We start from the raw sequence: 26065 nt of genomic DNA on the forward strand, positions 1-26065 counted from the left end.
AGATGTGTATAAGGGACAGCCCCCGATCGGCGAAGATGCGCCCCCGCGAGAGCGTACGCTGCCTGCCGATGGCAAGGGCCCGTACGATCGCATGCTTCACTTCCGCATCCTCAACGTCGCGGCGTCTGGCGCACCTGTCACGATCGTCGCCTCCGCTCCGAGAGACGCGGTGCGCGGGCCATTGTGGGAAGCTATGCGTACGTTGGCGCTGTCGCTGGCGGTGCTCGGCATCGCATTGATCTTAGCGATGCTGATCCAGGTTCGACTGGGGTTGCGTCCTCTCGAACGACTTCGTCAGGCGGTCGCCGATGTCAGAGCTGGACTTCGCGACAACGTGCCCGACGCGCAGCCGGGCGAGGTGCAGCCATTGGCCACCGAACTGAATGCGCTGCTGGTTCAGAACGCCACCAACCTGGAGCGGGCGCGCAAACACGTTTCGAATCTGGCGCACGGACTGAAGACGCCGCTTGCGACGCTGGCGGTCGCGCTGCAGAACCAATCGTCAGGCTCAGAAGATCTGCACGGTCTCGTCGTCCTAATGGACCGCCGCATCCGGCATCATCTGGGCCGCGCCCGATCGGCCGCACTTGGCGGTCCAGTTCGGACGAGAACGGTGATCGCGCCACGCGTCGCGGATCTTGGTCTCGTCCTCGGCAAAGTGAACGCCGACAAGGCGATCGATTTTGTCAGTCACATACCGGTCGGCCTGGCGGTCGCCTGCGAACAGCAAGACGTCGACGAGATGCTGGGAAACGTGCTGGAAAACGCCTTCGCCTGGTGCCACAGCAAGGTTGTCGTCGAATCTCGCGAGGAGACGCGCAGTGTCATCCTTGTCATCGAGGACGACGGGCCCGGGCTCTCACCGGAGCAAATGTCACAGGCGATGCAGGCCGGCCAACGGCTCGACGAAAGCTCTCCCGGATTCGGCTTTGGCTTGTCGATCACGCGTGAACTCGCCGAGCTTTACGCCGGATCTCTCAGCTTGGACCGGTCTCCACTTGGAGGACTTCGAGTGGCGATACTTCTGCCGTCAGTGGGGCTGGAGTGAGGAAAATCCCGGATAGACCGCGGTCAATGTTCCCAATCGGCTTTTTCCAGCGAGCCGGACAGTTGGTTCAGGAGTTCGCGCAATCTCTCCTTGTCCGATGGGGTGAACTCCTTGAAAAGGCGCGCGTCGCGTTCGCGTGATACTTCCGTCAACTTGACCGCGAATTTTCGACCTTCGGCCGTCAGCTTGGCGATCGCCGCTCTGCCACGCGACCGCGTTTGTTCGACCGATACGAGCCCACGCTCTTCCAGGATCGCTAGGCTTCGGCTTGCGGCAGCCTTGTCGATATCAGCGGCGTCCGACAACTCGCTGACATTGAGCGAACTGATGCTCTTGAGCGTCATGATCAGGCGCCACTCGACCGCGCCGATGTTCCAGACCGAGCGATAATAAGCAGTCGCGCCCCTATTGAGGCGCATGCCGATGGTCGAGACCAGCACGGCCAAATGTTCGCGCGCCAGGGTTCCGGCAGTGCGCGAGCGTTCGTTCGACGGTTGCTCAACCTCGAGCTTCTTGGCCCTAGGCATTCCAGGAATCTCCCCCAGCAGATCTTCGCTCAAAGTCTCACTTTTCCTGCGCATTGATCCAGATCAAATTTATTGACAAAACATTTATTGATATATCAACATAGGGTGCAATCTCCCAACTCCAAGAAAAAAGTGGCGAGAGCAACATGGAAGGAAACGGCTTGGTCGGCGGTTTTGATCAGGCGAGGACGTACGCCGGGGCTATCGATTGCGACCTTCACCCGGCGGTGCCGGGGATGGGCGTCCTCCTGCCATATCTGAACGACTACTGGCGCGAGATGGTCTCCGTCCGTGCGCTCGATCGTCTCAATCTGAGCCTGACGAGCTATCCGCAGAACTCGCCGCTATCGTGTCGCCCCGACTGGGCTCTCGATGGCGGCGCGAAGGCGGGCTCCTCGCTCGAGGCGATGCAAGACCATGTGCTCGATCGGTTTCGACCGCGCTATGGAATTCTGAACTGCCTCTACGGTGCGCAGGTCTTTCACAGCGAGGACATGGCGGCCGCATTTTGCCGGGCGACCAACGACTGGATCACGGACCGCTGGCTCGACCGCGATGCGCGGCTCCGCGCCTCGATCGTGATTCCGTCGCACAGCGCGGAACTCGCCGTGGCGGAAATCGACCGCAGGGCCCAGGATTCCCGCTTCGTGCAGGTGCTGATGCTGGTGTCCGGTGAAATCACGCTCGGCCGGCGGCATCTCTGGCCGATCTACGAGCGAGCCGAGCGCCTGGGCCTGGTGATCGGAATTCACGGAGGCAGCGCCTATCGCTATGCGCCAACCGCCATCGGCTGGCCGTCGCACTATGTCGAGGACTATGTGGCGCAATCCGCCGCATTCGAGAGCCAGCTGCAAAGCCTGATATCGGAAGGCGTGTTCGCGAAATTTCCCCGGCTCAAGGTGGTCGCCATCGAATCCGGGCTGACCTGGCTGAGCGGGTTCATTTGGCGCGCCGACAAGACCTGGAAGGGCGTGCGGGCCGAGGTGCCCTGGGTCACGCGCACGCCGTCGGAGATCATCCGCAACAATGTGCGCTTCACCGTCCAGCCGGTCGATGCGGCGGACGACGGCGAGGCCATCATGCGGCTCGTCGATCACATCAAGTCGGATGAACTGTTCCTGTTCTCGACGGACTATCCGCACTGGCATTTCGACGGGGATGCGGTTCTCTCCGGCCGGCTCCCTGACGGGCTGTTTCGCAAGATCGCCAGTGAAAACGCGCTTGCCACTTACTCGCGATTGGCCAAGGCCGATCAGGTCATGGAGGTTGTGCCATGAGCACCGTCGAACTCGAGCGGCCGAAGGCCGCGAGCTACAAGCTGAAAGTCATCGATTGCGACATTCATCCGGCGATGACGTCGTGGACCGAGGTGCATCCCTATCTGGAAAGACGGTGGATCGAGCATTTGACGGTCTACGGCAGCCACCTGCGCCACGCCTTCTCCGAGGCGCTGTCGCATCCGCGGATGTCGCCCGACGCAGCACGGATCGATGCCTATCCGGAGGAGGGCGGGCCGCCGGGATCGAGCCTTGAACTGATGCGGAAGCAGCACCTCGATCCGAATGGGATCGAGGTCGGCATGTTGATTCCCCTGCGCTGGAATCCCGGGAGCCAGCGCAATCTCGACCTCGGCGTCGCATTGACCCGCGCGATGAACACCTGGCAGGTCGAGCGTTGGGTGAAGCAGGAGACGCGGCTCCGGGCTTCCGTGCTGGTCGCCCAAGAGGACACGGTCGCCTCCGTCGCCGAGATCGACGCCAGGGGCGGCGATCCTAACTTTACCCAAATCCTGATCCTGCCCAAGACGGATGAGCCACTGGGACGTCGGCGGTACTGGCCGATCTACGAGGCGGCGGTGCGCAACAATTTGCCGATCACGATCCACGTCGGCGGCACCAATGGCCATCCGTCGACCGGCGGTGGATGGACTTCCTACTACATGGAGGAACATCACTCGGTCGCCCAGACCATGCAGGCGGTGGTCGCCAGTCTGGTGTTCGAAGGCGTGCTGGAGCGCTTTCCCGAGCTGCGCGTCGTCATCATGGAGGGCGGCCTCGGCTGGGTGCCGTCGCTCAATGCGCGCATGGACAAGCACTGGGCGCGTCTGCGCAGCGAGGTTCCCCATGTGAAGAAGCCGCCGTCGGAATATGTGCGCGAGCAAGTCTGGTTCAGCACGCAGCCGATGGAAGAGCCAGCGACGTCGGCCGAATTGATCGACCTGTTCGACCGGATCGGCTGGGACCGGCTGCTGTTCTCGACCGACTACCCGCATTGGGATTTCGACGATCCGCGTTACGCGTTTCGTGCCAACCTCACGCAAGCTCAGCGCGAGCAGCTTCTCTATGAGAACGCCCGCAAGTTCTACAGGTTGGACTGATGGCGCGGCATGTGGTTGCGACCGTGGACCAGATCCCGCCGGGTCAGCGCCTGCTGGTCGAGGTCAATGGACGCGAGATCGGCATCTTCAATGTGGAGGGCGAGTATTTCGCCGTCGGCAATCGTTGTCCGCACGAAGGAGCGTCGCTGTGCAAGGGGCGTATCGTCGGGCTGGTCGAGGCCGCAGGTCCGGGCGACTATCGATTGAGCCGGCGTGGCGAGCTGTTGCGCTGTCCGTGGCATGGCTGGGAATTCGATCTGCGCACCGGACGGTCGTGGTGCGAGCCTGATCGCACCAAGGTGCGGAGTTACGAGTTGAAGGTCGAACCCGGCGGGGCGCTGACCGAAGGCGAGCTGTGCGCCGAAACGTTCCAGGTCACCATCGACAAGCAATATCTGGTCCTGGAGATCTGAGCACCGGCGAAGCAAATAGCGAATAAAAGATTTTGGGAGGAGTAACGTGTTGTTCAAGCGAGTGATGCCGGCGGTTGTCGCCTGTCTTGTCGGTCTGTTGAGCCCCGCGCAGGCCGAGGACGGTTCCTGGGACAAGGTCGTCGAGGCCGCCAAGAAGGAAGGCAAGGTCGTCGTCTACAACATGGCTTTGGGCGCTCCCTACTTCAAGGACGTGCTGAAGTCGTTTGAAGCAAAGTACGGAATTGCGGTCGAGAGCCTCGACCTCCGCGCCAGCGAGCTCGCCGAGCGTATCCGTACCGAGCAGGCGGCCGGCCGCTTCCTGGGTGACGCGGAAATGGTCACGACGACCATGATCGAGGAGCAGCTCAAGAACGGCGATTTCGTGCAGAAACTGCCGCCGATTCCGAACGCCGCCCATCTGCGCCCGCCGTTCAAGGCCAATGACTACAACGTCCCGGCCTTCATGCAGCCGATGGGTATTCTCATCAACACCCGGCTGGTCAAGGAGCAGGACATTCCGACGAGCTGGAACGATCTCAACGATCCCAAATGGAAGGGCAAGATCCTCTCGGACGACATGCGGCCGCTCGGCAGCGGAAACACCATGTTCGCCATCCTGGAAAAAACCATGGGCGGCGACTTCAACCAGAAACTCGCCGAGCAAAAGCCGGTGTTCAGCCGCGACATGCGAAACGACGCGCGCCGCGTCGCGCGCGGCGAGTACGCCATCTACATCCCGCAGATCTTTGCCTTCACCTCCGACCTGAAGGGTTTGCCGGTAAAGGTCGTGATTCCGAAGGAGGGCGCCCCTTACGCGGAGATGGATCTTGCGGTGCTCAAGAGCGCGCCGCATCCCAATGCCGCGCGTTTGTTCATCGACCACTTCCTCGGTGTCGAGGCGCAATTGCTCTACGCCAATGCCTGGATGCTTCCGGTGAACGCCGAGGCTGCCCAGCGCGCCAATCCGGACGCGCAGCAGTTCGTGAACGCCAAGATCATCGGTCCCGCGAAACTGGCTGAGCGTCCCTCGATGATGGACCTCGCCAAGAAGCTCTATCCCTGAGAGGGCCATGAGCATTTCAGCCGGAGAGGAAGCGAACAACCTGATCCAGCGGCGCCCGGCCACCCTGGGCGGGCTCGGGCGGTGGCTGCAGGCGACTGCGGCGGGCCGCGTCACGGCGCTCGCTGTGCTCGTCGCCATTCTCGCCTTCCTGTCCGTCTATCCGCTGTCGATGCTGCTCTACGGCAGCCTGCATTCGACGCCGCCGGGGATGGCCGGGACGTTCAATCTGGATGGCTATCACGACGTCATCACGCTGCAGAGTGCGGTGACGCTCCTCAACACCGTCGGCATTTCGCTGGCCAAGACCATTCCTTCCGTGGTCCTGGCCGTGCTGCTCGCCTGGATTCTGGCGCGTACCGACACCCCGTGCCGCGGCGCGCTGGAAGTCCTGATCACGCTTCCATTCTTCATCCCCCCGATCCTGACCGCGATGGCGTGGGGCATGCTCGGCAACCCGCAGGTCGGGTTGCTCAACCAGCTCTATCAATGGATCACGGGATCGGAGACCGCGCCGATCAACGTCTATTCATATGGCGGCGTGGTCTGGCACATGATGCAATATTCGGTGCCGTTCCTGTTTCTTCTCATCGTCGACGCGTTCCGCGCGATGGATCCGAGCCTCGAAGAGGCGGCGACGATGTGCGGCGCGTCGCGCCTGAGGACCTTTCGTACGGTCACCTTGCAGCTCATGCTGCCGGCGCTGACCGGCGCGGCCATTCTGAGTTTCATTCGCGGCATCGAGAATTTTGAGTCTCCGCTGTTCTTCGGCTCGCCGGCCGGAATCCGGGTCATCACCACCGACATCTATGACTCGATCAACCAGCGCTCGCCGCCGCAATATCAGTATGCCACCGCGGTCAGCTTCGTCATCATGGCGCTGCTGTTCCTGATCGTGCTGGTGCAGCGGCGGATGCTGCGCGGCCGCAGCTTTCAGACCATCACCGGCAAGGGCTATTCGCCTTCGGTGATGAAGCTCGGCGCATGGCGATGGGCAACCTTTGCGTTCTGCGTCCTGTTCTTCGTGGTGACGGTGGTTCTCCCGGTCGGCCAACTCATCATCGGCTCGTTCTTCAAGTTCTTCGGGTTCTATCAGTGGGACATGCTGACGCTCGAGCACTACCGGGAGGTATTCAGCAGCAGCGAATTCTGGCGCGGGTTCAGCAACACGATGTTGCTGGGTCTCGTCGGGGCCACCCTGACCATGTTGCTCGGCGCAACCGTCGCCTATGTCTCGGTCCGCACGAAATGGCGCGGCCGGCTGCTGATCGACTCGATGGCCTGGCTGCCCTGGATGATGCCCGGCATCGTCCTTGGTGTCGGCTTTCTCTGGGGATTTGCGCTCCTGCCGCACAGTATCCCGATCTACGGCACGATCTGGGCGCTGTTGCTGGCCTACATCTCGCTCGGGACGCCGCTTTCGGTGCGCGCCATGTCGAGCGCATATGCGCAGCTTTCGTTCGACCTCGAGGAATGCTCCCGGGTGCACGGCGCAAGCTGGCTGCAGACCATGCGGCGCATCGTGCTTGCGCTGGCGTGGCCGTCCTTCGCGGTCGGCTGGGTCCTCGTGTTCTTCGGCATCATGCGCGAACTGAGCGCATCCGTTCTGCTCTATTCAGTCGGCTCCGAGGTGTTGTCGGTCGTCTTGCTGAAGCTGTGGGCGAACGGCAATGCAGAGCAGGTCAGTGTCATCGGGCTCATCATGATGGTTCTCGTGATCATCTTCCGATGGGTGCAACTCAAGTTCATCAACAGCCGCATCGGTGGAATGTGACCGGGCCTGGATCATGCCATGTCGAATGTCGTTCTTGAGAAGGTGAGCCGCGTCTTCGGTGATTTCGTCGCGGTCGACGGCGTCGACCTGCGCGTCAGCGAAGGTGAATTCGTGACCCTGCTGGGGCCGTCGGGGTGCGGCAAGACCACGACATTGCGGATGGTTGCGGGCCTCGAGCAAAATACCGGCGGCCGCATCAGCATCGGCAACGAGGTGGTCAGCGATGCGGGGCGCGGCCTCTTCGTTCCCTCGGAGCGCCGCAGGCTCGGCATGGTGTTCCAATCCTACGCGATTTGGCCGCATATGACGGTTTTTGAGAATGTTGCGTACCCGCTGCGCGTGAGGCGCAAATCCGCGGCCGAGATTCGCGATCTTGTCGGCAAGGCGCTGCGCCTGGTCGAGATGGAGAGTTTTGCCGAGCGGCCGGCGCCGGCGCTGTCCGGCGGCCAGCAGCAGCGGGTGGCGATCGCGCGGGCCCTCGTCTTCGAGCCCAAGGTGCTGCTGCTCGACGAGCCGCTCAGCAATCTGGATGCAAAACTTCGCCTGCAGATGGGCGATGAGTTCCGTTCGATCCAGAAACGGCTCGGGATGACGAGCCTGTACGTGACACATGACCAGGCCGAAGCGATGGCCTTGTCCGACCGCGTGGTCGTGATGGATCGCGGCCGGATCCAGCAGATCGGAGCGCCCGAGGAGATCTACCGCTATCCCGCAAACCGGGTCGTGGCGGCCTTCTTTGGAACACCGAACCTGCTCGAGGCCAGCGTCGAGGCCTGCGCGCGGATCGACGACCGCCGTGTGCGGCTCGACGTCATCGGAAAAGGCTGGCGTGGCGCGTGCGAGTCGGCAAGCGAGATCAGGCCGGGGCAGGCCGTGACCGTCATGGTCCGTCCCGAAGACGCTCGTATCGCCGCACCCGACGCGGCCCGCAGAGACCATGAACTTCGCTGGTCCGGGCAGATCGCACACACGATCTTCCGTGGACCGACCCGGTCGGTCGTCGTGCAGACCGGCGACGGCCGTCTCAATGTCGATGCACCATCGTTCGGCGACTTCTCCGTCGGCGATAACGTGACCGTCTTCGTTCCGCAGAAATCGGCCTGGGCTGTGCCGGAGCAGGCCGCCACAGCCTCATGACCGGTCGCGCCCGGATGTCTCAGCGATAGATCTGCTGAGCCAGGGACAGCATCTCGTTCATGCGTTCGGGATCCGTGGTGCCGAGAAGCTTGGTGGTCTCGATCTGCGCCACCGCTGGATCGACGCCTGTCAGCGCGTCGGTCGTGGTCGGCAGCAGGCCGAGCTTGGCAAGGCTCTGCTGCATCGTCTTGCCGAGGTAATGCTCCATCAGCAGGCGGGCTGCGTTGGGGTGAGGCGCATTTTTCAGCAATGCGAGATCGTAGCCGACATAGGGCAGTCCCTCTCTGGGCGCGATGAACTTCACCGGCAGGCCCTTGAGTTCGAGCAGCGATGTCAGGCTGTCAGGGATGTAGAGCGGAAGCTCGCCGCGGGCCACCCGCCGCTCGTTGGCGGGTATCTCCCTGCTGAACTTCAGTTCCTGCTGGGCGAGCTTTTCGTGGAAGCCGCGGCCGTAAAGGTCCTGCAGGACGGAGAAGAGCACGCCGCCGCCGCCCAGCGTCCGCAGATCGTCGCTGAGAATCTTGCGCTTCCAGCGCGGGTCCGTCAGGTCGAGCCAGCTTTTCGGTTCGTCCGCCGGCTTGACCAGCATGGTGTTCGCCAGGATGCCGTAGACGATTGCAAAAATCGGCAGCCGCATGCCGTCGCTTGGGAAATCGGCCTTGAGACGGCCGAGGCTGGGGAGCGGGCCGTGCGGCTCGAAAACGCGCTCCTCCTTGATCTGCAGCGTGGTCGTGGTCCGCCCGTTCTCGGAGACGTCGGCTGCGTTGCGACCTGCGGCCTGCTCGATGCGGATGCGTTCCCGGACCTCGCTTGCCCGGGCTTCGAGGATGTCCACGGTGATGCCGTAAGTGGACTCGAAGTCCTTCTTGAGCTCCTTGTGCGCAGCGAGGCCGACGAAGGCGCTATAGAGCACCACCCGTCCTTCCTTCTTGGCCGCGGCGACGAGTGCGGACCATTGCTCGTCCGCTCTCGCCGGGGTCATCGTCGATGGCAGGATCGAAGAGGCCGTCAGTCCAAACACCGCAGCGCGGCGCGTGATACGAGCGCGCTCCTTCCAATCCGGCGCGGACATCGGCGCTACTCCGCCGCCTGCTGGCTCGGTGCACGCCAGCGAATGGCGGTCTTCAACTTGTCCTGATAGGCCTCGAGCCAGTCGATCTTCGCGTCCGCGTAGTACGATCCTGCGCGCGCGTTGAAGAACACCTCGGCATCATCAACGCCGGACGGCACGGTGCCGTTGTTGGCGAACGCCCGTGCCGCGTTGAGCAGGCGGCGCCTCGTCCGCGAAATCATCACGTCACTCGGCGCGAGATGTTCCTTGGTGTGGTCGACGATCGGTCCCATGCTTTCGGTGACGGCCTGGTCCTGCATCACGATGTTGCGGATGCCGGTGTAGATCTTGTTGCTACGCTGGGCCTCGCGATCGATCTCCCAGTCGTTGCCGATGTTCTGGACCGCACGCCAGCGTCCAAACCAGTCCGTGGTGTTCGGCAGATAATCGAGGCCGTCGGCTCCCGGGATGCCGCCGCCGGACTTCAGCTTGGAGGTGGAGTAAGTTGCGCCCTTGGCGCTACCGCCATAGATCGAGATCAGCATTGTGTGGGTGTCGTCCATGGGCACCCAGGCCTTGGCGACCACGTGGTCGGCAAAGTCGGCGTTCGGGGTCTGGGTCCAGAACGGCAGTGAAAAATGCGCCATGCGCCAGTGCATTTGATCGTCCGGTTCCGGCCGGAAGGCACCGTACATCGTACCCCAATCGGTGTCGGTGACCTTGTACTCCGGCGCCCGGTTGGAAACCGTGTGGCGGGCCGGGTGGCCTTCCTCGAAATCATCAGGGTTGATGTGTCCGGCGTGCAGGAAACCGAAATGCGACGTGTCGATATCGCCTTCAAGGCCCTGGAGCCAGTTGGCTTCGCGCTGGAGGATGGTGACGGTCAGATCCTGCTCCGGAACGAACAGCGCCTCGTGCATTGGCATCGGCGGCGCCTCGGCGCGCGCACCCATGTAGACCCATATCAGGCCTGCGCATTCGCGCACTCGGTAGCTTTTTGCACGGACCTTCTCCTTGAAGTCCTGGGGAGGGGGGACGTTCGGCATCTCGAGGCAACGGCCGTCAACGTCGAATTTCCAGCCGTGATAGACGCAACGAATGCCGTCGTGTTCATTGCGGCCAAGGAACAGCGAGGCGCAGCGATGAGGACATTGATGGTCCAGCACGCCAACCCGGCCGGAACTGTCACGGAAGGCGATCAGCTTTTCGCCGAGTAGCATCAAGCGCATTGGATCGCCGTCGACCGATAGCTCCGAAGAGAGCGCGGCCGGAATCCAGTATTGCCGCATCATCTCGCCCATGATCGTGCCCGGGCCAACAAGCGTCAGATCCTGCCCGTCAGTCGACTTCGACATGTTGAATCTCCCTGTCTGCTTTTTGCGTGCCAGCCCGCGCCAGCGGCCCGAGGATCACGTCATTTATTTGCATTCTGCAACTAAGTTTCCGGCGCGTCAATCGCGTTGTTGGATGGCCGCGAGCCTGGGTTGAGTACTGACTGTGCGATCGCTATTGTCGGACGCTTCAGATCACCAGAAATGCTTCGATGACGGAAAGCAAAGCCAACATTTCCCTTGAACATTGGACGGGCTATCGGTTTGGGCTGATTGCTTCGCGGTTAGGAAGTTTCATTGCTCCCATGTACGAGGACCGGCACAAGCTGACGGTACCGGCCTGGCGTAGCCTTGCGGTCATAGCCCGGTATCAGCCGCTGACCGCCGCCCAGCTCGCGACGCTAACCTCATCGGATGCTTTCAAGGTCGCGCGGGCGATTGATCTGCTGGTGCGCCGCGGGCTGATCCACCGCGACCTCGACAAGGCCGATCGGCGTCGCGCCAGCCTCAAGCTGTCCGCCGACGGCCGCAAGGTCTACAAGGATATCGAGAAGTTTGTCGTCCGCGTTGAGCGGGAGCTCATGGCGGCGCTGGATGCGCATGAAATTGAAGTGTTGCGGCGGAGCCTCGATAAGCTCGATCAACAGTTGGACGTTAGGATTAGAGCGCAAGGCCGAGAGAAATTCTTGTAGAATCCGACGTCCCTCGCGCCTCACCGCCAATGCACTGCTCGATTCAAGGAAAGCCGATCGCTCAGGTTACGAACCTGCGATGCTGCGAGAAAAACGCACACGCAGCCCCTTCGTGGCGGGATCCAAGTTCAGTGCTAACGGCCCTACATTGCAATCGCTGTGGTCGAGCCGAGCGCAATATCTCTCCAGAAGCAGTCCACCGAACAAAAGGTGCACGCGGTGCTACGGTTGGCGCGTTCGATCGGATCTGATCCGCTGGGCCATCCAATCAATCAGCCAGTCGGCGACTTCCAAATTGTTCTTGTCCTGCATAAGCATGTGAGAATTGCCGTGCAAACCGACATCCGGAAGCGATACGACTTCAGCCTGAACTCCTGCCGTCTTGGCTGCAGCGACAAAGCTCTGACAGCCCTGCAGCCTCTTCGACCACGCTTCCGACTTCTCGACGAAATCTCCAAATAGAACGAGGATTGGAATCTTTTTCAAATTGGTCATGTCGAACTCGGGAGTAGGACACGCCCCTGGCTCAAGCAAGATGATTCCAGCGATACCTTTTGGACTCATCGCAGCAGCCTGGAACGGGTAGATTCCGGATTGGGAATGACTGACCAGGACTGTGTTCTGGATGCGCTGCGACAACTCGACGAGCGCCTGGACCGAGGGTACCGGCGCAGTCATCGAATAGTTCCAGTCGGGCACCATTTGCTTCCAGAACTCCTCCTGGGCCTCGATCGGGAACTGCAGGCCGGGATAGGCGGTCGGATATTGTGGACCAAAGCGGAATAGAGACCAAGCCCCCTCACGTCCGGCGGAAATGAACGCCGGCAAATTATCGGCAGGCAGCTTACCGGCCTTGGCGGAGTTCACGGCGACAGGACTTGCAGCCGAACGGCCACGCCAGGATTGATCGACATTGTAAACCGGGAAGCCGCGGCGAACGAAGTACTCGTCCCAGCCCATCCGACCATCAGGCGTCGTTTCCCAGCTCTTGCCAGTTAAACAACAACCATGGACCAGAGTGATGGCGTATGGCTTGGGATTGAGGGGTATCTGATAGTGGACATACATCTGGTCCACGAGGATCGTGCCCTGCGCCGAGAACTGCGGGATGGTAGATAAAGCGTCACTCCTTATCTCCCGCCCGCCAACAAAAAAGCTTCCTTGCCGCGCTATGGTGAGCGGCTCACGGTCGAGTTTGTTCTCGGCTCGTACGGGAGTCGCCGCGGGCAATATAGTCATCGATTGAGAGATCATTGCTGCAAGCAGCAAGCGCCTTGACATCTGTCACCCCAGAAATTCGACCATAAAGTTAGAAGCTGAGTCGAGGTGCTTTGCTTCCGTCAGAAAAGCGGCCTCGATTCAGCGCTTCGGTACCCGGTACTCCGCGCGGGTCACAAGCCACTCCTGGATTCGCATGAGATCGGGTTCAACGCCCAATCCCGGGCGGTCGGGAAGCGGGAAAGCTCCGTTCTTTACGCGCGGGAATGGTTGGCCAAGCGCCTCGCGTAACGGATTTTCCATAACGTCGTGTTCGAGCATCCCCGAACCTCCGACGGCAGCGAGCACTTGTGCCGCCGCAAGCAACCCCACGCCGCTGCCTAGCCAGTGTGGGCAGTACGAGCGGCCCGCCAGCACCGCACGCCGTCCGACCGCGTAGGCACCGGTCACTCCGCCCCATTTCAACATGTCTGGCTGAACAATGCCGTGATAGCCGTCGCGGATCAGGCCTGCAAAACCTTCGTAACCCATTACGTTCTCACCGCCGGCCAGTGGGACAGGCGATAACACGGCCAGTTCAGCCCATTCCGATACGGGCCTGTCGGCGGCGATCGGTTCTTCGATCCAGCCAAGGCCAAAAGCGCCCAAGCGTGGCACCATGCGGCGCGCGTCGACGAGATCCCATCCCTGGTTCGCATCGACTATAAGACGTTCGCCCGTTCGAAGGTCTTTCGTCAGACCGGAAACAACTTGGGTGTCGATATCCGCGCCAAAGGCAACCTTCACCTTAAACGCCCGGAAACCGGCGTCGCGACATCGCGCAACCGTTTCTGGCGCCGTTTCAGGATTAAGACCACTTGCATAAGCAGGAACAGCATTCAGCGGCTGCTCCCTGTTCAGCAGCGCGCGGAGTGTCCTGTTCTCGCGCCGTGCCGTTAGATCCCAGAGTGCGAGATCGAGCCCGGCGATACAGGCGGCAAACGGGCCAGGCTCTGCTCCTTGCAGTGCCCAACGATGCGTCCGTGCAGTTAGGGTATGCCAGGCATCTGCCGGATCGAGGTATGTGCCCGACAGGGCTGCCGGGCAAATGACCGTCTCCAGCAAGCGCATTTTATTATCGGCGCTGAACGGTGGGAAATTACACCAAACCTCGCCCCATCCGTGCGCTCCTTCAGCATCTTCCACACGAAGCAGCAGAACACTACGACGCGGGATACTGCCAAACGATGTCTTTACGGGCTCCTTCACTTCCGCGCGAAAGAGGAAAGCCTCGATGCGAGCCAGATTGATGCTCATAAGTCGTGTTCCTTTCGGGTAGATTGGCTCAGGCTCTTTTCAATTCCGGGCTTGATTTCTGGCTCCTCGTGAAGCGAGCATTGACAACAATGGGCGTTAGCGCAGCCGCGAGGAGTGTGATGCCGGCGAGAAAATAGAGACCAGCCTCAAAACTTTGCGTTGATTCCTTGATCCAACCTATTGCGTAAGGACCTACGAAGCCGCCCAGGTTTCCGATTGAGTTGATCAGTGCGATCCCTGCTGCGGCCGCGCTGCCTGTCAGGAACGTCGTGGGAAGCGGCCAAAACGGCGGCTTTGCACCATAGATTCCTATCGCGGCGACAGCCATGACCGCAACCGCAAGGAACGAGCCGGTCAAGAGCCCGGCTGCGAGCAATCCAATTGCCGTAAGGCCGAGCGCGGCGCAGAGCGTCCATCGACGTTCGTTGTACCTGTCCGAGACGTAGCCGAATGCGAGGATGCCAAGCGTGCCAAAGACGTACGGAATGGACGTCGTGATCCCGGTCTGTATGTCAGTTAGACCGAGACCTTTCAGGATCTGCGGCAGGAAGAACGCCAAGCCCAGGTTGGCTGTCGTATTCGCAAACCATATGAATGAGAGTGCCAGGACTCGGGTATCCTTCAACGCATCTCGGATGCTGGTTCCGTGCGCAACGGCTACAGCGCGTTCTTCATCGTCAATTGCGCGTTGGAGGGCCTCGCGCTCGTCGGCGCGTAGCCATGTTGCGTCGCGCGGCCTATCCGGCATCACGAAGAGGAATACCAGGCCGAACAAGGCCGTCGGTAGCCCCTCGAGGATGAACAGCCATTGCCAACCCTTAAGGCCTGCAATTCCGTCCATGTGAAGAATAGCTGTCGAGATCGGGCCGCCTAGGGCAAGCGAGACTGGCACCGCGACAATGAATGCGGCAATGATCCGAGCCCGGTATTGCTGAGGAAACCAGAACGTCAGGTAAAGGATCACGCCGGGGAAGAAGCCGGCCTCTGCCGCTCCCAGTAAGAAGCGTACGATGATGAAACTCGTGGGCCCCTGCACGAACGCCATTGCTGCCGAAATGATGCCCCACGAAACCATGATGCGAGATATCCATTTTCGGGCGCCGAATTTCGCCAGCGCAAGATTGCTCGGGATCTCAAAAATGAAATAGCTCAGAAAGAATACGCCGGCCCCAAATCCAAAGATGTACGGCGATATGCCCAGGTCGGCATTCATTCTGAGGGCTGCAAACCCGATGTTGATACGATCGATATAGGCCAAGACGTATGAGATGAACAAAACCGGCGTTAGCCGCAGTGACACCGTCTTGATCGTCTTCTCGGACACCGTCCCGGACATACTAACTCCCTCCCAGCATCTTGGTTTGCAAGACGTTATGTCGACCGCCGACATGAGCGCCCGCTCAACTGCAGCCGCCCGCTCATTGCAGATGGACTTGCCAAGCTCGGCTCGACGTCCATTCTTCGTTTTGCCTCCACCTCGCGGGCTTCCCATTTGGCCGCCGGCGTGTAGCTACCTGACTAGAAGAAGGTAACTCCCCTGCGCGAGGTACCAGGCTGCGACCGCGGTAATCAGCCGGCTCGCCCATAGCCTGAACTGGCTGTCACTGATCGACTCCAGAACGCGTCGAGCCAACGTGGTGCCAAGCATTGATGCGGCTACGGCTGCAAGCAGCAGCTTCGTATCCAACCCAACGGCCCCTGTAGCCAAGCCGCCGAAATAGACGAGCTTGAAACCGTGCCCCAACACCTGCGCAGTAGCCTTGGTTGCGATGATGCCACGACGGTCGTTCGTCGAAGCCCCAAGGAAGAACGCGTCCAACAACGGCCCGGTTACACCCGTGAGCAACATGAGGGACATGCAGATCATGCCGTAGACTAATCCGTGCGCGCGACACTCTGGATCGGCTCGAAGATTGGCGGGCATGGCGCGAGCAAGAAATGGCGTTATTCCGAGACTAAGCAACGCTACAGGTTTGTCCGGGACGAAGAACACAAAAGACCAGATGGCCAGCGCGACGATGCAGCCTATGGAATAGAAACCCAGCTGATGCCAAACGATATGGCGTCGCCAAAGCAATGCTCGCCACCCATTGGATGCCATCTGCGTTACGGCGTGCAGCGCCATGGCCGCGGGGACCGGCATGGTGACTAGCAGCACTCCGATCAGGATTAGCCCACCCGCCATGCCGAATATGCCGGAAAGGAAAGCTGTTGCCGTCATCAAGGCGGCGAGACATAGGATTGTTAGGGCAGACATAAGAGCACGTGTTGCGCCCACGTCGGCACGAGTGCAAACAGAGAAAGTTGGGCGTCAGACCCAACTTTTTTAGGTCGGATTGAGGTCGACGGTTGCGCGGGCCGCGCTCCTGTCAAGCTGCTGCTATTTCACAACAGCGAGGATGAGCTTGCTCACTTCCGCGCCATATCTGTTGGGTGACGTCTTGCCGTCCCACGGCTCGCGTGCGATCAGCGGCGTCTTCAAAAAGTGAAGCCCGATCACGAAAGAACGATCCATGATGATCCTCCGTATCTCTGCGACTTCACCCTATGCACGAAAGGTTCGGATCGCTGTCTCTGTCTTGGGGCTTGAAGATCAAGTGCGGGTAAATCTTGCCGATACCTACGACCCAGCGGACGACATTCGAACACAGAATCCGCTGGGCAAAGTCCCTACGCTGTTGCTTGAAGACGGCAGGTCTATCTATGATTCCCTGGTCATTCTTGAATTTCTCAACGACCTGGCCGGCGCCGACGCTGTGATTCCAAGCGGCAGCAATCGAATAGACGTCCTGCTCGCGCACGCATTGGCTTCGGGGATGACAGATGCTGCGCTGCTTCAGGCCTACGAAAAGCGCTGGCGATCTGCTGAGACACAGAGTGACAAGTGGCTTGAACACCAGGCTGGTAAGGTCGATCGAGCTCTCGACACATTGGAAAGCGCGCCATTCGCATGGAATGATAGACCGCATATCGGTGCAATAGCGAAAGCCTGTGGTCTTGGCTTTCTTGATCTTCGCTTCGGTGGCCGCTGGCGCGGCGTCCACCCAAAGCTGGCCGCGTGGCTGGACGACTTTTCCCGTCGAGTGCCGGCATATGAAGCGACTGCTTTTAAAGGATAGCCGGGCACGCTGCACCGTGCAGCGGCTCAATTGACGTTGTTGATGTCTGCGGGCTCGCCAATCTCGGCTTCCAGCCAATCAGTGAAGGCCTTTAAACCAGGATCTTGCTCCTTGCCCGGGCGATGAATCAGGTAAAATGCGTCGATCTTCGGCACCGTTAGAGAGAATGGGGATGTCAGCCGTCCGATCGCGATGTCCTCCTCTACATAGGCGCGCATCGCCAGCACGGCTCCGAGACCATCTGCGGCGGCCTGAAGAGCGAGGCCATAGTAATCGAATACAGGGCCCGGCGTAAGTCGAGCCAGTGTCTCCATCGGCAGGCCGGCAGCAGCCCACCAGCGCGACCAATCATTTGGCGCATGGCGAACGCGAAGAAGGGAAATGTTGGCGAGATCAGCCGGGCGACGAAGTTGCTTAGCTCGCTCTGGTGCGCAGACCAGAACCAGATCCATCGTAAAAAGCCGCCGAGCGACGAACCCTGACCAAGGGTCTTGTCCCAGTCGTATGGCGCAGGTCCATTCCTCGTTGAAGGGGGCCACTGCGCCGCCCGTTGCAATGCGAATCTCGATATCCGGGTGAGCCGAGGCAAAGCGACCTAGCCGCGGAATCAGCCATCTCGTCGCCAAGGTCGGGCCAATACCTACGGTCAACACTTTAGTTACACGGCCGCGCACCTGTGTTTCTCGCATCAGCTGATCGACGCGCTCAAAGACACTGCGCAGTTCGGGAGCTAGCAGCGAGCCAGCCTCCGTTAAGTCCAAGCCGTTTTGTCGTCGTACGAACAGCCTCGTTCCCAAGCTGTCCTCTAGTATCCGCACGAAACGACTTATGGCTGCTTGCGAGACGCCGAGTTCATTGGCCGCCAACGTGAAACTGACATGCCTGGCCGAAGCCTCGAAGGCGCGCAGCGCGTTCATAGAAGGTAGAAAGCGCGACATGATGCACCTGCCTTGGTAGGGGCTAAAGTGCCAGTGCATAACGACTACGCGAAAAAATCCAGCGTAAATAGTGCCTCGTCGCTCTAGCCGCTATCAGAGTCTAAGATGGACGCGATCGGAAATCAGGATCGCGCGGCGGCCGTTTTGTTCAGGGCTTCGTCCGTCTGCTGAGTTTCGGTCTGGTGCCGGAGGTCATCCCGATAGGGGGCAAGGTCAATATGGATGCGCAGTAGCTTCGTTGCGGAAGGCGGAATGTTCGCTCCTCGCGCCGACCCAGGTGATCGGCACCGCTCTGCGGGAGAGGTTCTCTGATGCGCCGGGGGGCGCCCGGTTGATCAACAGTGGCGGCGAGGCAACGCACACTTTTGGCTCTGATGGTCAGGACGTTGCGGAACCGCTCGATCCGGATGCAGAAGGCCTCTTGATCGCGCAGATTGACCTGTCGAAGGTCCCTCGGCCGTCCGACCCGGATCCACACGCTCCTCTTCCCTAGTGGTGACGGCGCGATCGTCGTCTTGGCTAAGCGACAGGATCGAGGTGGAGAGCGGAGCGCGCCTCCTGTGGCGTGGCGGGGCGGGCGCCGTGACGGCCGATGGCGTCGACGGCGAGCTTGACCAGCTCTGCGTTGCTGCTTGCGAGCTTGTCCTTGGAAATCCGGATATTGTCTTCGAGCCCGGTGCGCACTCCGTCACCGCCGCGGGCCAGAACCCATTCCATGACGCGCGCCTGGTTCGCTCCGATCCCCGCTGCGGTCCAAGTGGCTTGCGGCAGGATACGGCGGGTTTCATTCAGCAGAATGTCAAGGAGCTGCTCGTCTGCTGGCATTGCGTTCAATACGCCCATCACGAATTGGACATGCGGGCGCGCGTCCATCAGTCCCTTGTCGATCAAGCGTCGTGCGCCATGGATGTGGTCAAGTCGAAGATCTCGATCTCGGGCCGGATGCCGTTGTCGCGCATTTTGGAGGCGAGGTCCTCGACCAGCATCGTGTGGTTCTCATAGATGATGGTGGGGAAGTTGACCGAGCCCGTGGACAGCGAGGCCATATCGGGTTTCAGATAAAGTGCCGAGCCGCGCGCAGCCGGGTCGCGGCCCCGTCCGCCGGTTGAGAATTGCACGATCATGCCGGGGCAATGTTTCTCAACGCCTTCCTTCACGACGGCGAACCGCGCGGCGTCGGAGGACGGGCTTTCGTCGTCGTTGCGGACGTGGATATGGACGAGCGACGCGCCCGCTTCGAACGCCTCGTGCGTCGATTCGATCTGTTCGGCGGGTGTCACCGGCAAGGCGGGATTATCGCGCTTGCGCGGCACTGAGCCGGTGATGGCGACCGCGACGACGACGGGTTTGGTTGGCATGGCTCTCGATCCTCAAGCGTCAAAGAAAACTGTCTCACGCTCGCCCTGGAGGTGAATATCGAATAAATAGACCGTCTTACCATCGCGGTGGTCGCGACGCGCCAGCAAGGTATCGCGGCGCAACGCGGGCTCGATCATGCGCAACACTGGATCTTCCGCGTTGGCAATCGGCTCGTCGGCAAAGTACATGCGCGTTGACAATCCGATATTCACGCCGCGCGCCGCCAGCCAGAAATTGACATGCGGCGCCATCAGCCCGTGCCCGCGGCGGCCGATGACGCGCCCCGGCTTGATGGTCTCGAAGGCGTAAACGCCCGTCTCGAAGTCCGTCCCGGCGCGGCCCCAGCCGCGGAACGACGGGTCGACCGGCTGATCGTCCTGTCTGTCCGCCGGATGGCTGTACCGGCCCGCCGCGTTGGCCTGCCAAATCTCCACCAGCATATCGCGCACCGGCGAGCCTGTCCCATCCAGAATGCGTCCTTCGATGCGGATGCGCTCGCCGGGCGTCTGGGGGACGAAGAGCACGTTGCCGAAATTGCTCTGGAATATGTCGAAGCCGGCCTGCTGGGGAATCAAGCCGATATGGACATAGGGACCAGCTGTCTGCGACGGCGTTTCGGGCGTATACGGCAGAACGGTCATCGCTCAGGTTCCCTCCCTCTTGTTCTCGAACAGGGTTTGACGACTTCCCCGCAGCACGATGTCAAAGCGATAGGCGAGTGTATCGAGCGGCACCGAGGCGTTGAGGTCGAGCTGTGCGATCAGGCGATCGCGCGCCTTTAGGTCGGGGATCGTCTGCAAGATGGAGTCGTGAGGGATGAGCGGATCGCCTTCGAAATACATTTGCGTGATCAGGCGCTGCGCGAATCCGGATCCGAAGATCGAGAAATGGATGTGCGCGGGCCGCCAGGAATTCACCTGGTTCCGGAATGGATACGCACCGGGCTTCACGGTGCGAAAGGCGTAGTGACCTTCCGCGTTCGTGAGCGTGCGGCCGCAGCCTCCAAAGTTGGGATCGACGGGAGCGACATAGGTGTCGTTCTTGTGCCGATACCGCCCGCTGGCGTTTGCCTGCCAGATCTCGATCAAGGTGTTGCGAACGGGCTGGCCGGCTTCGTCGCGGACGTGCCCATGAATGATGGTCCGCTCTCCGATCGGCTCGCCGGTTTGCGCATAATTGAGCAGGAGATCATTGTCGAGCGGCCCCAATTCTTCGGGCTTGAACAAAGGACCGGTTACCTCGGACAGCGAGGTTTGCAAGGACCAGAGAGCCATGCGCGGCGAACGCAACACGCTCGTCTTGTATTGCGGGGTAAACGCAGGCGGATGCAGGCGACGGTCGCGTTGAAAGAACTCTCTCTCGATCATCATGGCCGCCGCCCCTGCTTTTCACATGTATGCTTCAATGCTCGGAGCTCCACCGCATGCGAGCAGTCCATTTGTACATCCCGCCGAGCGAGCCCGGTGATCGCGGCATCGCGTCGTGGACTTCGCCGCTTCATGCCAACGGCAGCCCTACATAGTTCTCAGCAAGAGTTGTCGCGGCGGCCCGCGACGATGCCACGAACTCGAGCTCTGCGAGTTGACGCTTCAGGTCGAATTCGGTGCCTTCATGGAATCGGTGCAGCATCGACGTCATCCACCAGGAGAAGTGTTGGGCGCGCCATACCCGCCGAAGCGCAGTGGGCGAATAGGCGTCTAGAAGCTCGGTTGATCGACTGGAGTAGTACGAGGTCAGCGCTCGGGCGAGGACGTGCACATCCGCCGCCGCCAGATTCAAGCCCTTGGCGCCGGTCGGAGGGACGGAGTGCGCTGCGTCGCCCGCAAGGAACAGCCGGCCATGCTGCATCGGCTCGCAGACGAAGGAGCGGAGCGGGATGATCCCTTTCTGAAAGATCGCTCCGGTCTTGAGCTCGAACCCGTCGCCGCCCACCCGCGTCTGCAACTCGTTCCAGATCCGGTCATCGGACCAGTTGTCGATGTTGTCGGCGGGATCGCACTGGAAATACATGCGCTGCACGTCGGGGGACCGCGTCGAGATCAGCGCGAACCCGCGTTCATGATGGGCATAGATCAGCTCCTCGGACGACGGGGGTGCCTTGGCGAGGATGCCGAACCAGCCGAACGGGTAGACGCGGAAATAGTCGCGGCGGACCAAATGTTCCGGAATGGCTGCGCGACTGGTGCCGTACCCGCCGTCGCATCCGGCGACGAAGTCGCAGGATAGCTCCCGTGTCTCGCCGTCCCTGGTGGTGAAGCGGATGACGGGTTGCTCGGAAGTGAGGCCGTCGATACTGGTTGCCTTGGCCTCAAAGTGGATCTCGCCCCCCGTACGCAAGCGAAGCGCGATCAGGTCTTTCAGAACTTCATGCTGCGGGTAGACAGTGATCTTGCGACCATTTGTCAGGTCTTGAAGATCGATGCGATACCCGCGACCGGCGAAACGCAACTCAAAGCCGTCATGCACGAAGCCCTCGCGCTTCATGCGCTCTCCGGCGCCGATCTCGGTCATCAGGTCTACGGTCGACTGCTCCAGCACGCCGGCCCGGATCGTCTTCTCGATTTCTTCCCGCGACCGGCTTTCAATGATGACCGATTCGATGCCGTTCAGATGCAGTATATGAGAAAGCAGCAGCCCCGCCGGACCGGCTCCGACAATACCTACTTGTGTTCGCATTGAGTGTTCCTCTCGGGATGTCCGCGTCAGATTTCGCGTGCGGGGATGTGGCGTCGGACGACGGCGAGCGAGAGAGCGAGACCGGTCATCGCGCCGCCCAGCATCAGGAGATAGCCATCCTTGCCGCCGGCCGTGATCACGGTTGCACCGGCGAAAGCACTGAGGATCGCCCCAAGCCGACCGAAGGCGAGGGCGGAGGCGGTGCCGGTGGCCCGAACCGTGGTCGGGTAGACGTGGGCGCAGACGGCATACATGGTCGACTGCACCGCATTGGCGAAGAAGCCCTGCACACCGAACCCGATGATCAGAATGCTCGTCTGCAGCGCGATGTTCACCCTGGTCAGGTAAAACGCGGTGGCGGCACCGAGGAGGCTGCACAGCAAGAGCGGCCAGCGGGAGCCAAACCGGGTGATGGTCATGGCGCAGATCAATGCGCCGAGGACCCCGCCGAAGTTGTAGGCCGTCAGACCTGCCCCAGCGATTGCAACGTCCAGTCCTTCTGATGCAAGCATCGTCGGCAGCCACGTGAAGGCGCTGTAGACGGCCAGCAGGTTGAGAAAGAAGGCGCACCAGAGCGCGATCGTGTCGCGCGTCCTGCCCTGCTCAAACAACGCAAAGAAGCCCTCGCGTTTCTCGATCCGCTGCTCGCCTAGATCGGTAAAGACAGTGTCGGCCGCGACCGGTCGCGACATGCGTCCGACCAGCCGGCTCAACTCGGCCCAACGCGCCGGCCGGCGCACGAGAAAACGGGGCGTTTCGGGGAGAATGAAGAGCAGGATGAAGCTCAGGAGCACGGCCAGAGCGCCGCCAAGAAAGAACAGGGCCCTCCAACCGAGGCTCGGCAGGACGAGGCCGGCGAACAGGCCGGCCAGCATGCCTCCAAGCGGAACACAGACGATGGTCGCGGTAATGGCGAGCGTCCGCCGCCGTGCGGGCGTGAATTCCGCTGCAACGGTGGTGGAGCTCGGCAAGGCTCCGCCAATGCCGAGGCCGGCGATGAATCGTAGTGTACCGATCTGCCAGAGGTTGGCCGCAAAGCCGATGCAGAAGGTTGCCAGCCCGAAAACCATTACGCTGACGATCACGGCCCCGCGTCGTCCGAACCTGTCGGCGAGGAGGCCGGCGAAGGCGCTCCCTATTCCCATTCCGATCAGCCCGGCCGCAAGTGCGGGAGCAAAGTCGCCGCGGGTAACACCCCACTCCTTGATCAGAACCGGGACGGCGAAGCCGATCAGCTGTCCATCGAACCCGTCCATGATGATCGACAGGGCGGCGATGAAGACGACCATCTTCTGCATGGCGCCCCAGGGGCTGTTATCGAGCAACTCGCCGATGTCGAGGGAAGGATGCGCGCTTTCGCGGCCGCCGCTCATCCCAGCGGAAAGGCGAGTTGGATCTGGGCCGGTTGCTGCGATGTGCAGAGCGTGGCCCATGGGAGACGGCTCGTTCACGACGGATTTCCTCTCTGTTGTTTTGCGTCGTGTTGGTCGAAGTGCCGACACGATCCTTCGCTTGCCTGCATCACCGGCGCAGGATGTCCGCTATTCAGGAATTGCTGGCGATCTTCGAATCGATGTGTCGGATCAATGCCAATGCGGTTTCGGTAATTGGCGTGGAAATGCCGCGTTGCCTTGCGTGCCCCACAACGGTGCCGCAGATCGCTTCGATCTCCGTCGGCTTTCCGGCAAGCACGTCCTGCAGCATCGAAGGCTTGTGATCCGTGTGGTGATGCATCGCGGACGCCAAGGTCTGCTCGACGTGCGAATGGTTCACCGCAAAGCCGCAGGCGATAGCCGTCTTGCAGACTTCCGCAGCGATCGCGATCGCCAGCCCCCGAGCGATCGGGTCGCGACCGATCTCGCCGACCGTTGAGCGCGTCAACGCGCAAAGCGTATTCAGCGCGGCGTTGAATGCCACCTTCTCCCAGATGGCCGTTTCGACCTGCGGATCGACGGTGGCGTTTAGTCCTCCGCGCGCGAGCAGATCAGGGAGCTGTGCCAGGATCGGTGCGGCAGGCTCGGCGATCGCCGCGAGGCGAGCGACACCCGTTCCGTGCGACCCGACATGACCCGGCGCGACCAGATCGGCAGGATAGGTCGTCATGCCGATCAGGACGTTCTCGGGACGGACGAAGGCGGTCAGTGCGAGCTTGTTGTCGAGGCCATTCTGAAGGCTCAACAACACCGTCTCGGGGCCGATGCAGGTGCGGACCGCTGAGAGTGCAGCCGTCGTATGCATGGCCTTGGTGAAGACGATGATGAGGTCGAATGTCGCCGTCACTTCGTGCGGAAAGAGAGCCGGTACGCGAATGAATCGTCTGCCCGAGTCGGTGCTCAATTCGAGGCCGTGCATGCGGATCGCCTCCACATGCGGAATATTCAGATCAATCAGAGTGACGTCCGATCCGCCTTCGAAAAGGCAACCGCCGAACAATGATCCCATGGCGCCGGAGCCGAGAATGGCGATCCGATGCTGCTGTAGCTGCTGATCTGACATTCTGTGCTCCATCTGGACGAGCTTCCTCGCGCCTCCCCTGAGGGGGAGGCGACATCACTTCATTGGAGGTTGAGATCGGGTTCGCGCCTGATCAGAACGGATAGTGTCGTTCGCTGGTCTGAATCGTCATCCAACGGACGTCCGTGAACTCGGCAATTCCGGACTTGCCGCCAAATCGGCCGTATCCGCTGTCCTTCACGCCTCCGAACGGCATCTGGGCCTCGTCATGCACGGTCGGGCCGTTGATGTGGCAGATGCCGGACTGGATGCGCGCCGCGACGCGCATGCCTCGCGCCGTATCCCTGGTGAACACGGCGGACGACAGGCCGTAGGCGTTGTCGTTCGCACAGGCGATCGCGGCGTCCTCGTCCTTGACCCGAACGATCGGCTTGATCGGTCCGAACGACTCTTCGCTGTAGATTCGCATGTCCGACGTGACGCCGTCGATCAGGGTGGCGGGCATCAGCGTGGAATCGGCCTTGCCGCCGCACAGCAATTTCGCGCCTTTCGCGAGTGCGTCGTCGATCAGTTCGTTGCAGCGCTTGACGGTCGTCATGTCCACGACGGAGCCGAGAACGACGGGGCCCTTCCTCGGATCGCCGAGCGGCAGCTTGGAAGCCTTGTCGGCGAGGCGGCGTACAAGCTCGTCTGCGATGGTCTCATCGACAATGATGCGCTCGGTCGACATGCAAATCTGCCCCGAATTCGCGAAGGCACCGAACGCCGCTGCGTTCACGGCGGCGCCGATGTCGGCATCGTCCAGGATGACGAGCGGTGCCTTGCCGCCGAGTTCGAGGACGGCCGGCTTGAGGTACTTCGCGCATGTCGCGGCTATGATCTTCCCGACGCGGGTCGATCCGGTGAAGTTGACGCGGCGGACGGCGGGATGCGCGATCATCGATTCGACGACGGCGCCAGCATCCGACGGCGCGTTGGTCACGTAATTGACGACCCCCTTGGGGAAGCCGGCTTGCTTGAAAACCTCGACGATCAGCCCATGCGTCGCGGGGCACAGCTCGGAGCCCTTCAGGACGACGGTGTTGCCGCAGGCCAGCGGCAGCGCGATGGCGCGCACGCCGAGGATGACAGGTGCATTCCAGGACGCCATGCCCAGAACCACGCCGGCGGGCTGTCGCACCGCCATCGCAAAGCTGCCGGGCACGTCGGAGGGAATGATCTCGCCGCTGATCTGCGTCGTCATCGCCGCGGCTTCGAGCAGCATGCCGGCCGCGAGATGGACGTTGAAGCCTGCCCAGATCCCCGAGCCGCCGGTTTCAGCAGCGATGGACGTGGCAAATGCCGGGCCCATGGCTTCCAGCGCGTGCGCGGCCCGGGTCAGCAGGGCGCGACGTTCCGAGGGGCCCGTCGCAGACCAGCTCGGGAAGGCTGTGGCGGCTGCTTCCACGGCAGCGACCGCATCACGCGTCGTGGCGGCCGGCGCGCGCGTCGCAACCTGGCCATCGAGCGGATTGAGGCGCTCGAATGTGGCGTTACCGGTGGCCGCTTGTGGTTCGCCGCCGATCAGCATTGAAATCGAATTCATGTCTACTCCC

The 26065-nt window shown here is 61.4% G+C and carries 24 protein-coding genes and 1 pseudogene; 9 read left to right on the plus strand and 16 right to left on the minus strand.

Features of this window, described 5'->3' with window-relative positions; all coding sequences use genetic code 11:
• A partial coding sequence (locus AC1VNY_RS18050) for a sensor histidine kinase (RefSeq protein WP_482406175.1) occupies window positions 1-1048 on the plus strand: 1048 nt, incomplete at its 5' end.
• A 23-nt stretch (window positions 1049-1071) separates the two neighbouring features.
• Here AC1VNY_RS18050 and AC1VNY_RS18055 read toward each other — a convergent pair.
• Window positions 1072-1608 carry a MarR family winged helix-turn-helix transcriptional regulator gene (locus AC1VNY_RS18055; protein WP_482406176.1) on the minus strand — a complete coding sequence of 179 codons (537 nt, stop codon included), beginning with the start codon at window positions 1606-1608 and terminating at the stop codon, window positions 1072-1074.
• A gap of 113 nt (window positions 1609-1721) precedes the next feature.
• On the opposite strand from AC1VNY_RS18055, the gene AC1VNY_RS18060 reads away from it, so the two are divergent.
• The 6 genes from AC1VNY_RS18060 to AC1VNY_RS18085 are packed head-to-tail and all read left to right on the plus strand — an operon-like array spanning window position 1722 to window position 8336.
• Window positions 1722-2852, plus strand: a complete 1131-nt coding sequence (locus tag AC1VNY_RS18060) for an amidohydrolase family protein (protein WP_482406177.1) — start codon at window positions 1722-1724, stop codon at window positions 2850-2852.
• Window positions 2849-3952 (plus strand): amidohydrolase family protein, encoded by a 1104-nt coding sequence (locus AC1VNY_RS18065; RefSeq protein ID WP_482406178.1) that lies wholly within the window; start codon window positions 2849-2851, stop codon window positions 3950-3952. The genes AC1VNY_RS18060 and AC1VNY_RS18065 overlap by 4 nt, the downstream gene beginning before the upstream one ends.
• Window positions 3952-4365: a Rieske (2Fe-2S) protein gene (locus AC1VNY_RS18070; RefSeq protein WP_482406179.1), complete on the plus strand. Its 414-nt coding sequence runs from the start codon at window positions 3952-3954 to the stop codon at window positions 4363-4365. The genes AC1VNY_RS18065 and AC1VNY_RS18070 overlap by 1 nt, the downstream gene beginning before the upstream one ends.
• A gap of 46 nt (window positions 4366-4411) precedes the next feature.
• Window positions 4412-5428, plus strand: a complete 1017-nt coding sequence (locus AC1VNY_RS18075) for an ABC transporter substrate-binding protein (RefSeq protein WP_482406180.1) — start codon at window positions 4412-4414, stop codon at window positions 5426-5428.
• Between the two features lie 7 nt (window positions 5429-5435).
• Window positions 5436-7199: an ABC transporter permease gene (locus tag AC1VNY_RS18080; protein WP_482406181.1), complete on the plus strand. Its 1764-nt coding sequence runs from the start codon at window positions 5436-5438 to the stop codon at window positions 7197-7199.
• Window positions 7200-7217: 18 nt separating this feature from the next.
• Complete coding sequence (locus AC1VNY_RS18085; RefSeq protein WP_482406182.1) at window positions 7218-8336, plus strand: ABC transporter ATP-binding protein; 1119 nt, start codon at window positions 7218-7220, stop codon at window positions 8334-8336.
• A 19-nt stretch (window positions 8337-8355) separates the two neighbouring features.
• Here AC1VNY_RS18085 and AC1VNY_RS18090 read toward each other — a convergent pair whose 3' ends face one another.
• Window positions 8356-9408: an ABC transporter substrate-binding protein gene (locus AC1VNY_RS18090; RefSeq protein ID WP_482406183.1), complete on the minus strand. Its 1053-nt coding sequence runs from the start codon at window positions 9406-9408 to the stop codon at window positions 8356-8358.
• 5 nt (window positions 9409-9413) lie between these two features.
• On the minus strand, window positions 9414-10742 hold the full coding sequence (locus AC1VNY_RS18095; RefSeq protein ID WP_482406184.1) for a Rieske 2Fe-2S domain-containing protein: 1329 nt from the start codon (window positions 10740-10742) through the stop codon (window positions 9414-9416).
• A 188-nt stretch (window positions 10743-10930) separates the two neighbouring features.
• Between AC1VNY_RS18095 and AC1VNY_RS18100 the strand changes: the two genes are divergently transcribed.
• Window positions 10931-11410, plus strand: a complete 480-nt coding sequence (locus tag AC1VNY_RS18100; protein ID WP_482406185.1) for a MarR family winged helix-turn-helix transcriptional regulator — start codon at window positions 10931-10933, stop codon at window positions 11408-11410.
• A 222-nt stretch (window positions 11411-11632) separates the two neighbouring features.
• Here the strand turns inward: AC1VNY_RS18100 and AC1VNY_RS18105 are convergent, their stop codons facing one another.
• From AC1VNY_RS18105 to AC1VNY_RS18125, 5 genes are all read right to left on the minus strand, one after another.
• Window positions 11633-12691, minus strand: a complete 1059-nt coding sequence (locus tag AC1VNY_RS18105) for an esterase (RefSeq protein WP_482406186.1) — start codon at window positions 12689-12691, stop codon at window positions 11633-11635.
• A 78-nt stretch (window positions 12692-12769) separates the two neighbouring features.
• Entirely contained in the window at window positions 12770-13924 is a 1155-nt protein-coding gene (locus tag AC1VNY_RS18110) for a mandelate racemase/muconate lactonizing enzyme family protein (RefSeq protein WP_482406187.1), read from the minus strand.
• A gap of 28 nt (window positions 13925-13952) precedes the next feature.
• Window positions 13953-15260 carry an MFS transporter gene (locus AC1VNY_RS18115; protein ID WP_482406188.1) on the minus strand — a complete coding sequence of 436 codons (1308 nt, stop codon included), beginning with the start codon at window positions 15258-15260 and terminating at the stop codon, window positions 13953-13955.
• 174 nt (window positions 15261-15434) lie between these two features.
• A complete protein-coding gene (locus AC1VNY_RS18120) occupies window positions 15435-16181 on the minus strand; it encodes a TSUP family transporter (RefSeq protein WP_482406189.1) in 747 nt (248 codons plus the stop codon).
• Window positions 16182-16304: 123 nt separating this feature from the next.
• The gene (locus AC1VNY_RS18125) at window positions 16305-16439 is read right to left on the minus strand and encodes a hypothetical protein (protein WP_482406190.1); all 135 of its coding nucleotides are present in this window, start codon (window positions 16437-16439) and stop codon (window positions 16305-16307) included.
• Between AC1VNY_RS18125 and AC1VNY_RS18130 the strand changes: the two genes are divergently transcribed.
• On the plus strand, window positions 16438-17043 hold the full coding sequence (locus tag AC1VNY_RS18130) for a glutathione S-transferase family protein (RefSeq protein ID WP_482406191.1): 606 nt from the start codon (window positions 16438-16440) through the stop codon (window positions 17041-17043). The two genes, AC1VNY_RS18125 and AC1VNY_RS18130, sit on opposite strands and share 2 nt — an antisense overlap.
• Window positions 17044-17069: 26 nt before the next feature.
• Here AC1VNY_RS18130 and AC1VNY_RS18135 read toward each other — a convergent pair whose 3' ends face one another.
• The 8 genes and pseudogenes from AC1VNY_RS18135 to AC1VNY_RS18170 all read right to left on the minus strand — a co-directional run bounded on the left by AC1VNY_RS18135 (window position 17070) and on the right by AC1VNY_RS18170 (window position 26055).
• The gene (locus AC1VNY_RS18135) at window positions 17070-17981 is read right to left on the minus strand and encodes a LysR substrate-binding domain-containing protein (RefSeq protein ID WP_482406192.1); all 912 of its coding nucleotides are present in this window, start codon (window positions 17979-17981) and stop codon (window positions 17070-17072) included.
• A gap of 519 nt (window positions 17982-18500) precedes the next feature.
• Window positions 18501-19339, minus strand: a pseudogene (locus AC1VNY_RS18140) (3-oxoadipate:acetyl-CoA acetyltransferase).
• A 12-nt stretch (window positions 19340-19351) separates the two neighbouring features.
• A complete protein-coding gene (gene pcaG / locus AC1VNY_RS18145) occupies window positions 19352-19981 on the minus strand; it encodes a protocatechuate 3,4-dioxygenase subunit alpha (RefSeq protein WP_482406193.1) in 630 nt (209 codons plus the stop codon).
• 3 nt (window positions 19982-19984) lie between these two features.
• Window positions 19985-20710, minus strand: a complete 726-nt coding sequence (gene pcaH / locus AC1VNY_RS18150) for a protocatechuate 3,4-dioxygenase subunit beta (protein WP_482406194.1) — start codon at window positions 20708-20710, stop codon at window positions 19985-19987.
• Between the two features lie 127 nt (window positions 20711-20837).
• Window positions 20838-22016: a 4-hydroxybenzoate 3-monooxygenase gene (locus AC1VNY_RS18155; RefSeq protein ID WP_482406195.1), complete on the minus strand. Its 1179-nt coding sequence runs from the start codon at window positions 22014-22016 to the stop codon at window positions 20838-20840.
• A gap of 26 nt (window positions 22017-22042) precedes the next feature.
• Complete coding sequence (locus AC1VNY_RS18160) at window positions 22043-23467, minus strand: MFS transporter (RefSeq protein WP_482406196.1); 1425 nt, start codon at window positions 23465-23467, stop codon at window positions 22043-22045.
• 94 nt (window positions 23468-23561) lie between these two features.
• The gene (locus AC1VNY_RS18165) at window positions 23562-24512 is read right to left on the minus strand and encodes a ketopantoate reductase family protein (RefSeq protein WP_482406197.1); all 951 of its coding nucleotides are present in this window, start codon (window positions 24510-24512) and stop codon (window positions 23562-23564) included.
• A 91-nt stretch (window positions 24513-24603) separates the two neighbouring features.
• The gene (locus AC1VNY_RS18170) at window positions 24604-26055 is read right to left on the minus strand and encodes an aldehyde dehydrogenase (protein ID WP_482406198.1); all 1452 of its coding nucleotides are present in this window, start codon (window positions 26053-26055) and stop codon (window positions 24604-24606) included.
• Window positions 26056-26065 lie beyond the last annotated feature (10 nt).

The sequence above is a fragment of the Bradyrhizobium ferriligni genome (assembly GCF_056837965.1).

Coding starts and splice junctions, on each gene's coding strand:
- AC1VNY_RS18070 (WP_482406179.1), top strand. CDS start 3,952: ATGGCGCGGCATGTGGTTGCGACCGTGGACCAGATCCCGCCGGGTCAG.
- AC1VNY_RS18125 (WP_482406190.1), bottom strand. CDS start 16,439: ATGGATCGTTCTTTCGTGATCGGGCTTCACTTTTTGAAGACGCCGCTG.
- AC1VNY_RS18170 (WP_482406198.1), bottom strand. CDS start 26,055: ATGAATTCGATTTCAATGCTGATCGGCGGCGAACCACAAGCGGCCACC.
- AC1VNY_RS18100 (WP_482406185.1), top strand. CDS start 10,931: ATGACGGAAAGCAAAGCCAACATTTCCCTTGAACATTGGACGGGCTAT.
- AC1VNY_RS18165 (WP_482406197.1), bottom strand. CDS start 24,512: ATGTCAGATCAGCAGCTACAGCAGCATCGGATCGCCATTCTCGGCTCC.
- AC1VNY_RS18130 (WP_482406191.1), top strand. CDS start 16,438: ATGATGATCCTCCGTATCTCTGCGACTTCACCCTATGCACGAAAGGTT.
- AC1VNY_RS18115 (WP_482406188.1), bottom strand. CDS start 15,260: ATGTCCGGGACGGTGTCCGAGAAGACGATCAAGACGGTGTCACTGCGG.
- AC1VNY_RS18060 (WP_482406177.1), top strand. CDS start 1,722: ATGGAAGGAAACGGCTTGGTCGGCGGTTTTGATCAGGCGAGGACGTAC.
- AC1VNY_RS18135 (WP_482406192.1), bottom strand. CDS start 17,981: ATGTCGCGCTTTCTACCTTCTATGAACGCGCTGCGCGCCTTCGAGGCT.
- AC1VNY_RS18120 (WP_482406189.1), bottom strand. CDS start 16,181: ATGTCTGCCCTAACAATCCTATGTCTCGCCGCCTTGATGACGGCAACA.
- AC1VNY_RS18095 (WP_482406184.1), bottom strand. CDS start 10,742: ATGTCGAAGTCGACTGACGGGCAGGATCTGACGCTTGTTGGCCCGGGC.
- pcaH (WP_482406194.1), bottom strand. CDS start 20,710: ATGATGATCGAGAGAGAGTTCTTTCAACGCGACCGTCGCCTGCATCCG.
- AC1VNY_RS18155 (WP_482406195.1), bottom strand. CDS start 22,016: ATGCGAACACAAGTAGGTATTGTCGGAGCCGGTCCGGCGGGGCTGCTG.
- AC1VNY_RS18085 (WP_482406182.1), top strand. CDS start 7,218: ATGTCGAATGTCGTTCTTGAGAAGGTGAGCCGCGTCTTCGGTGATTTC.
- AC1VNY_RS18090 (WP_482406183.1), bottom strand. CDS start 9,408: ATGTCCGCGCCGGATTGGAAGGAGCGCGCTCGTATCACGCGCCGCGCT.
- AC1VNY_RS18105 (WP_482406186.1), bottom strand. CDS start 12,691: ATGTCAAGGCGCTTGCTGCTTGCAGCAATGATCTCTCAATCGATGACT.
- AC1VNY_RS18080 (WP_482406181.1), top strand. CDS start 5,436: ATGAGCATTTCAGCCGGAGAGGAAGCGAACAACCTGATCCAGCGGCGC.
- AC1VNY_RS18110 (WP_482406187.1), bottom strand. CDS start 13,924: ATGAGCATCAATCTGGCTCGCATCGAGGCTTTCCTCTTTCGCGCGGAA.
- AC1VNY_RS18065 (WP_482406178.1), top strand. CDS start 2,849: ATGAGCACCGTCGAACTCGAGCGGCCGAAGGCCGCGAGCTACAAGCTG.
- pcaG (WP_482406193.1), bottom strand. CDS start 19,981: ATGACCGTTCTGCCGTATACGCCCGAAACGCCGTCGCAGACAGCTGGT.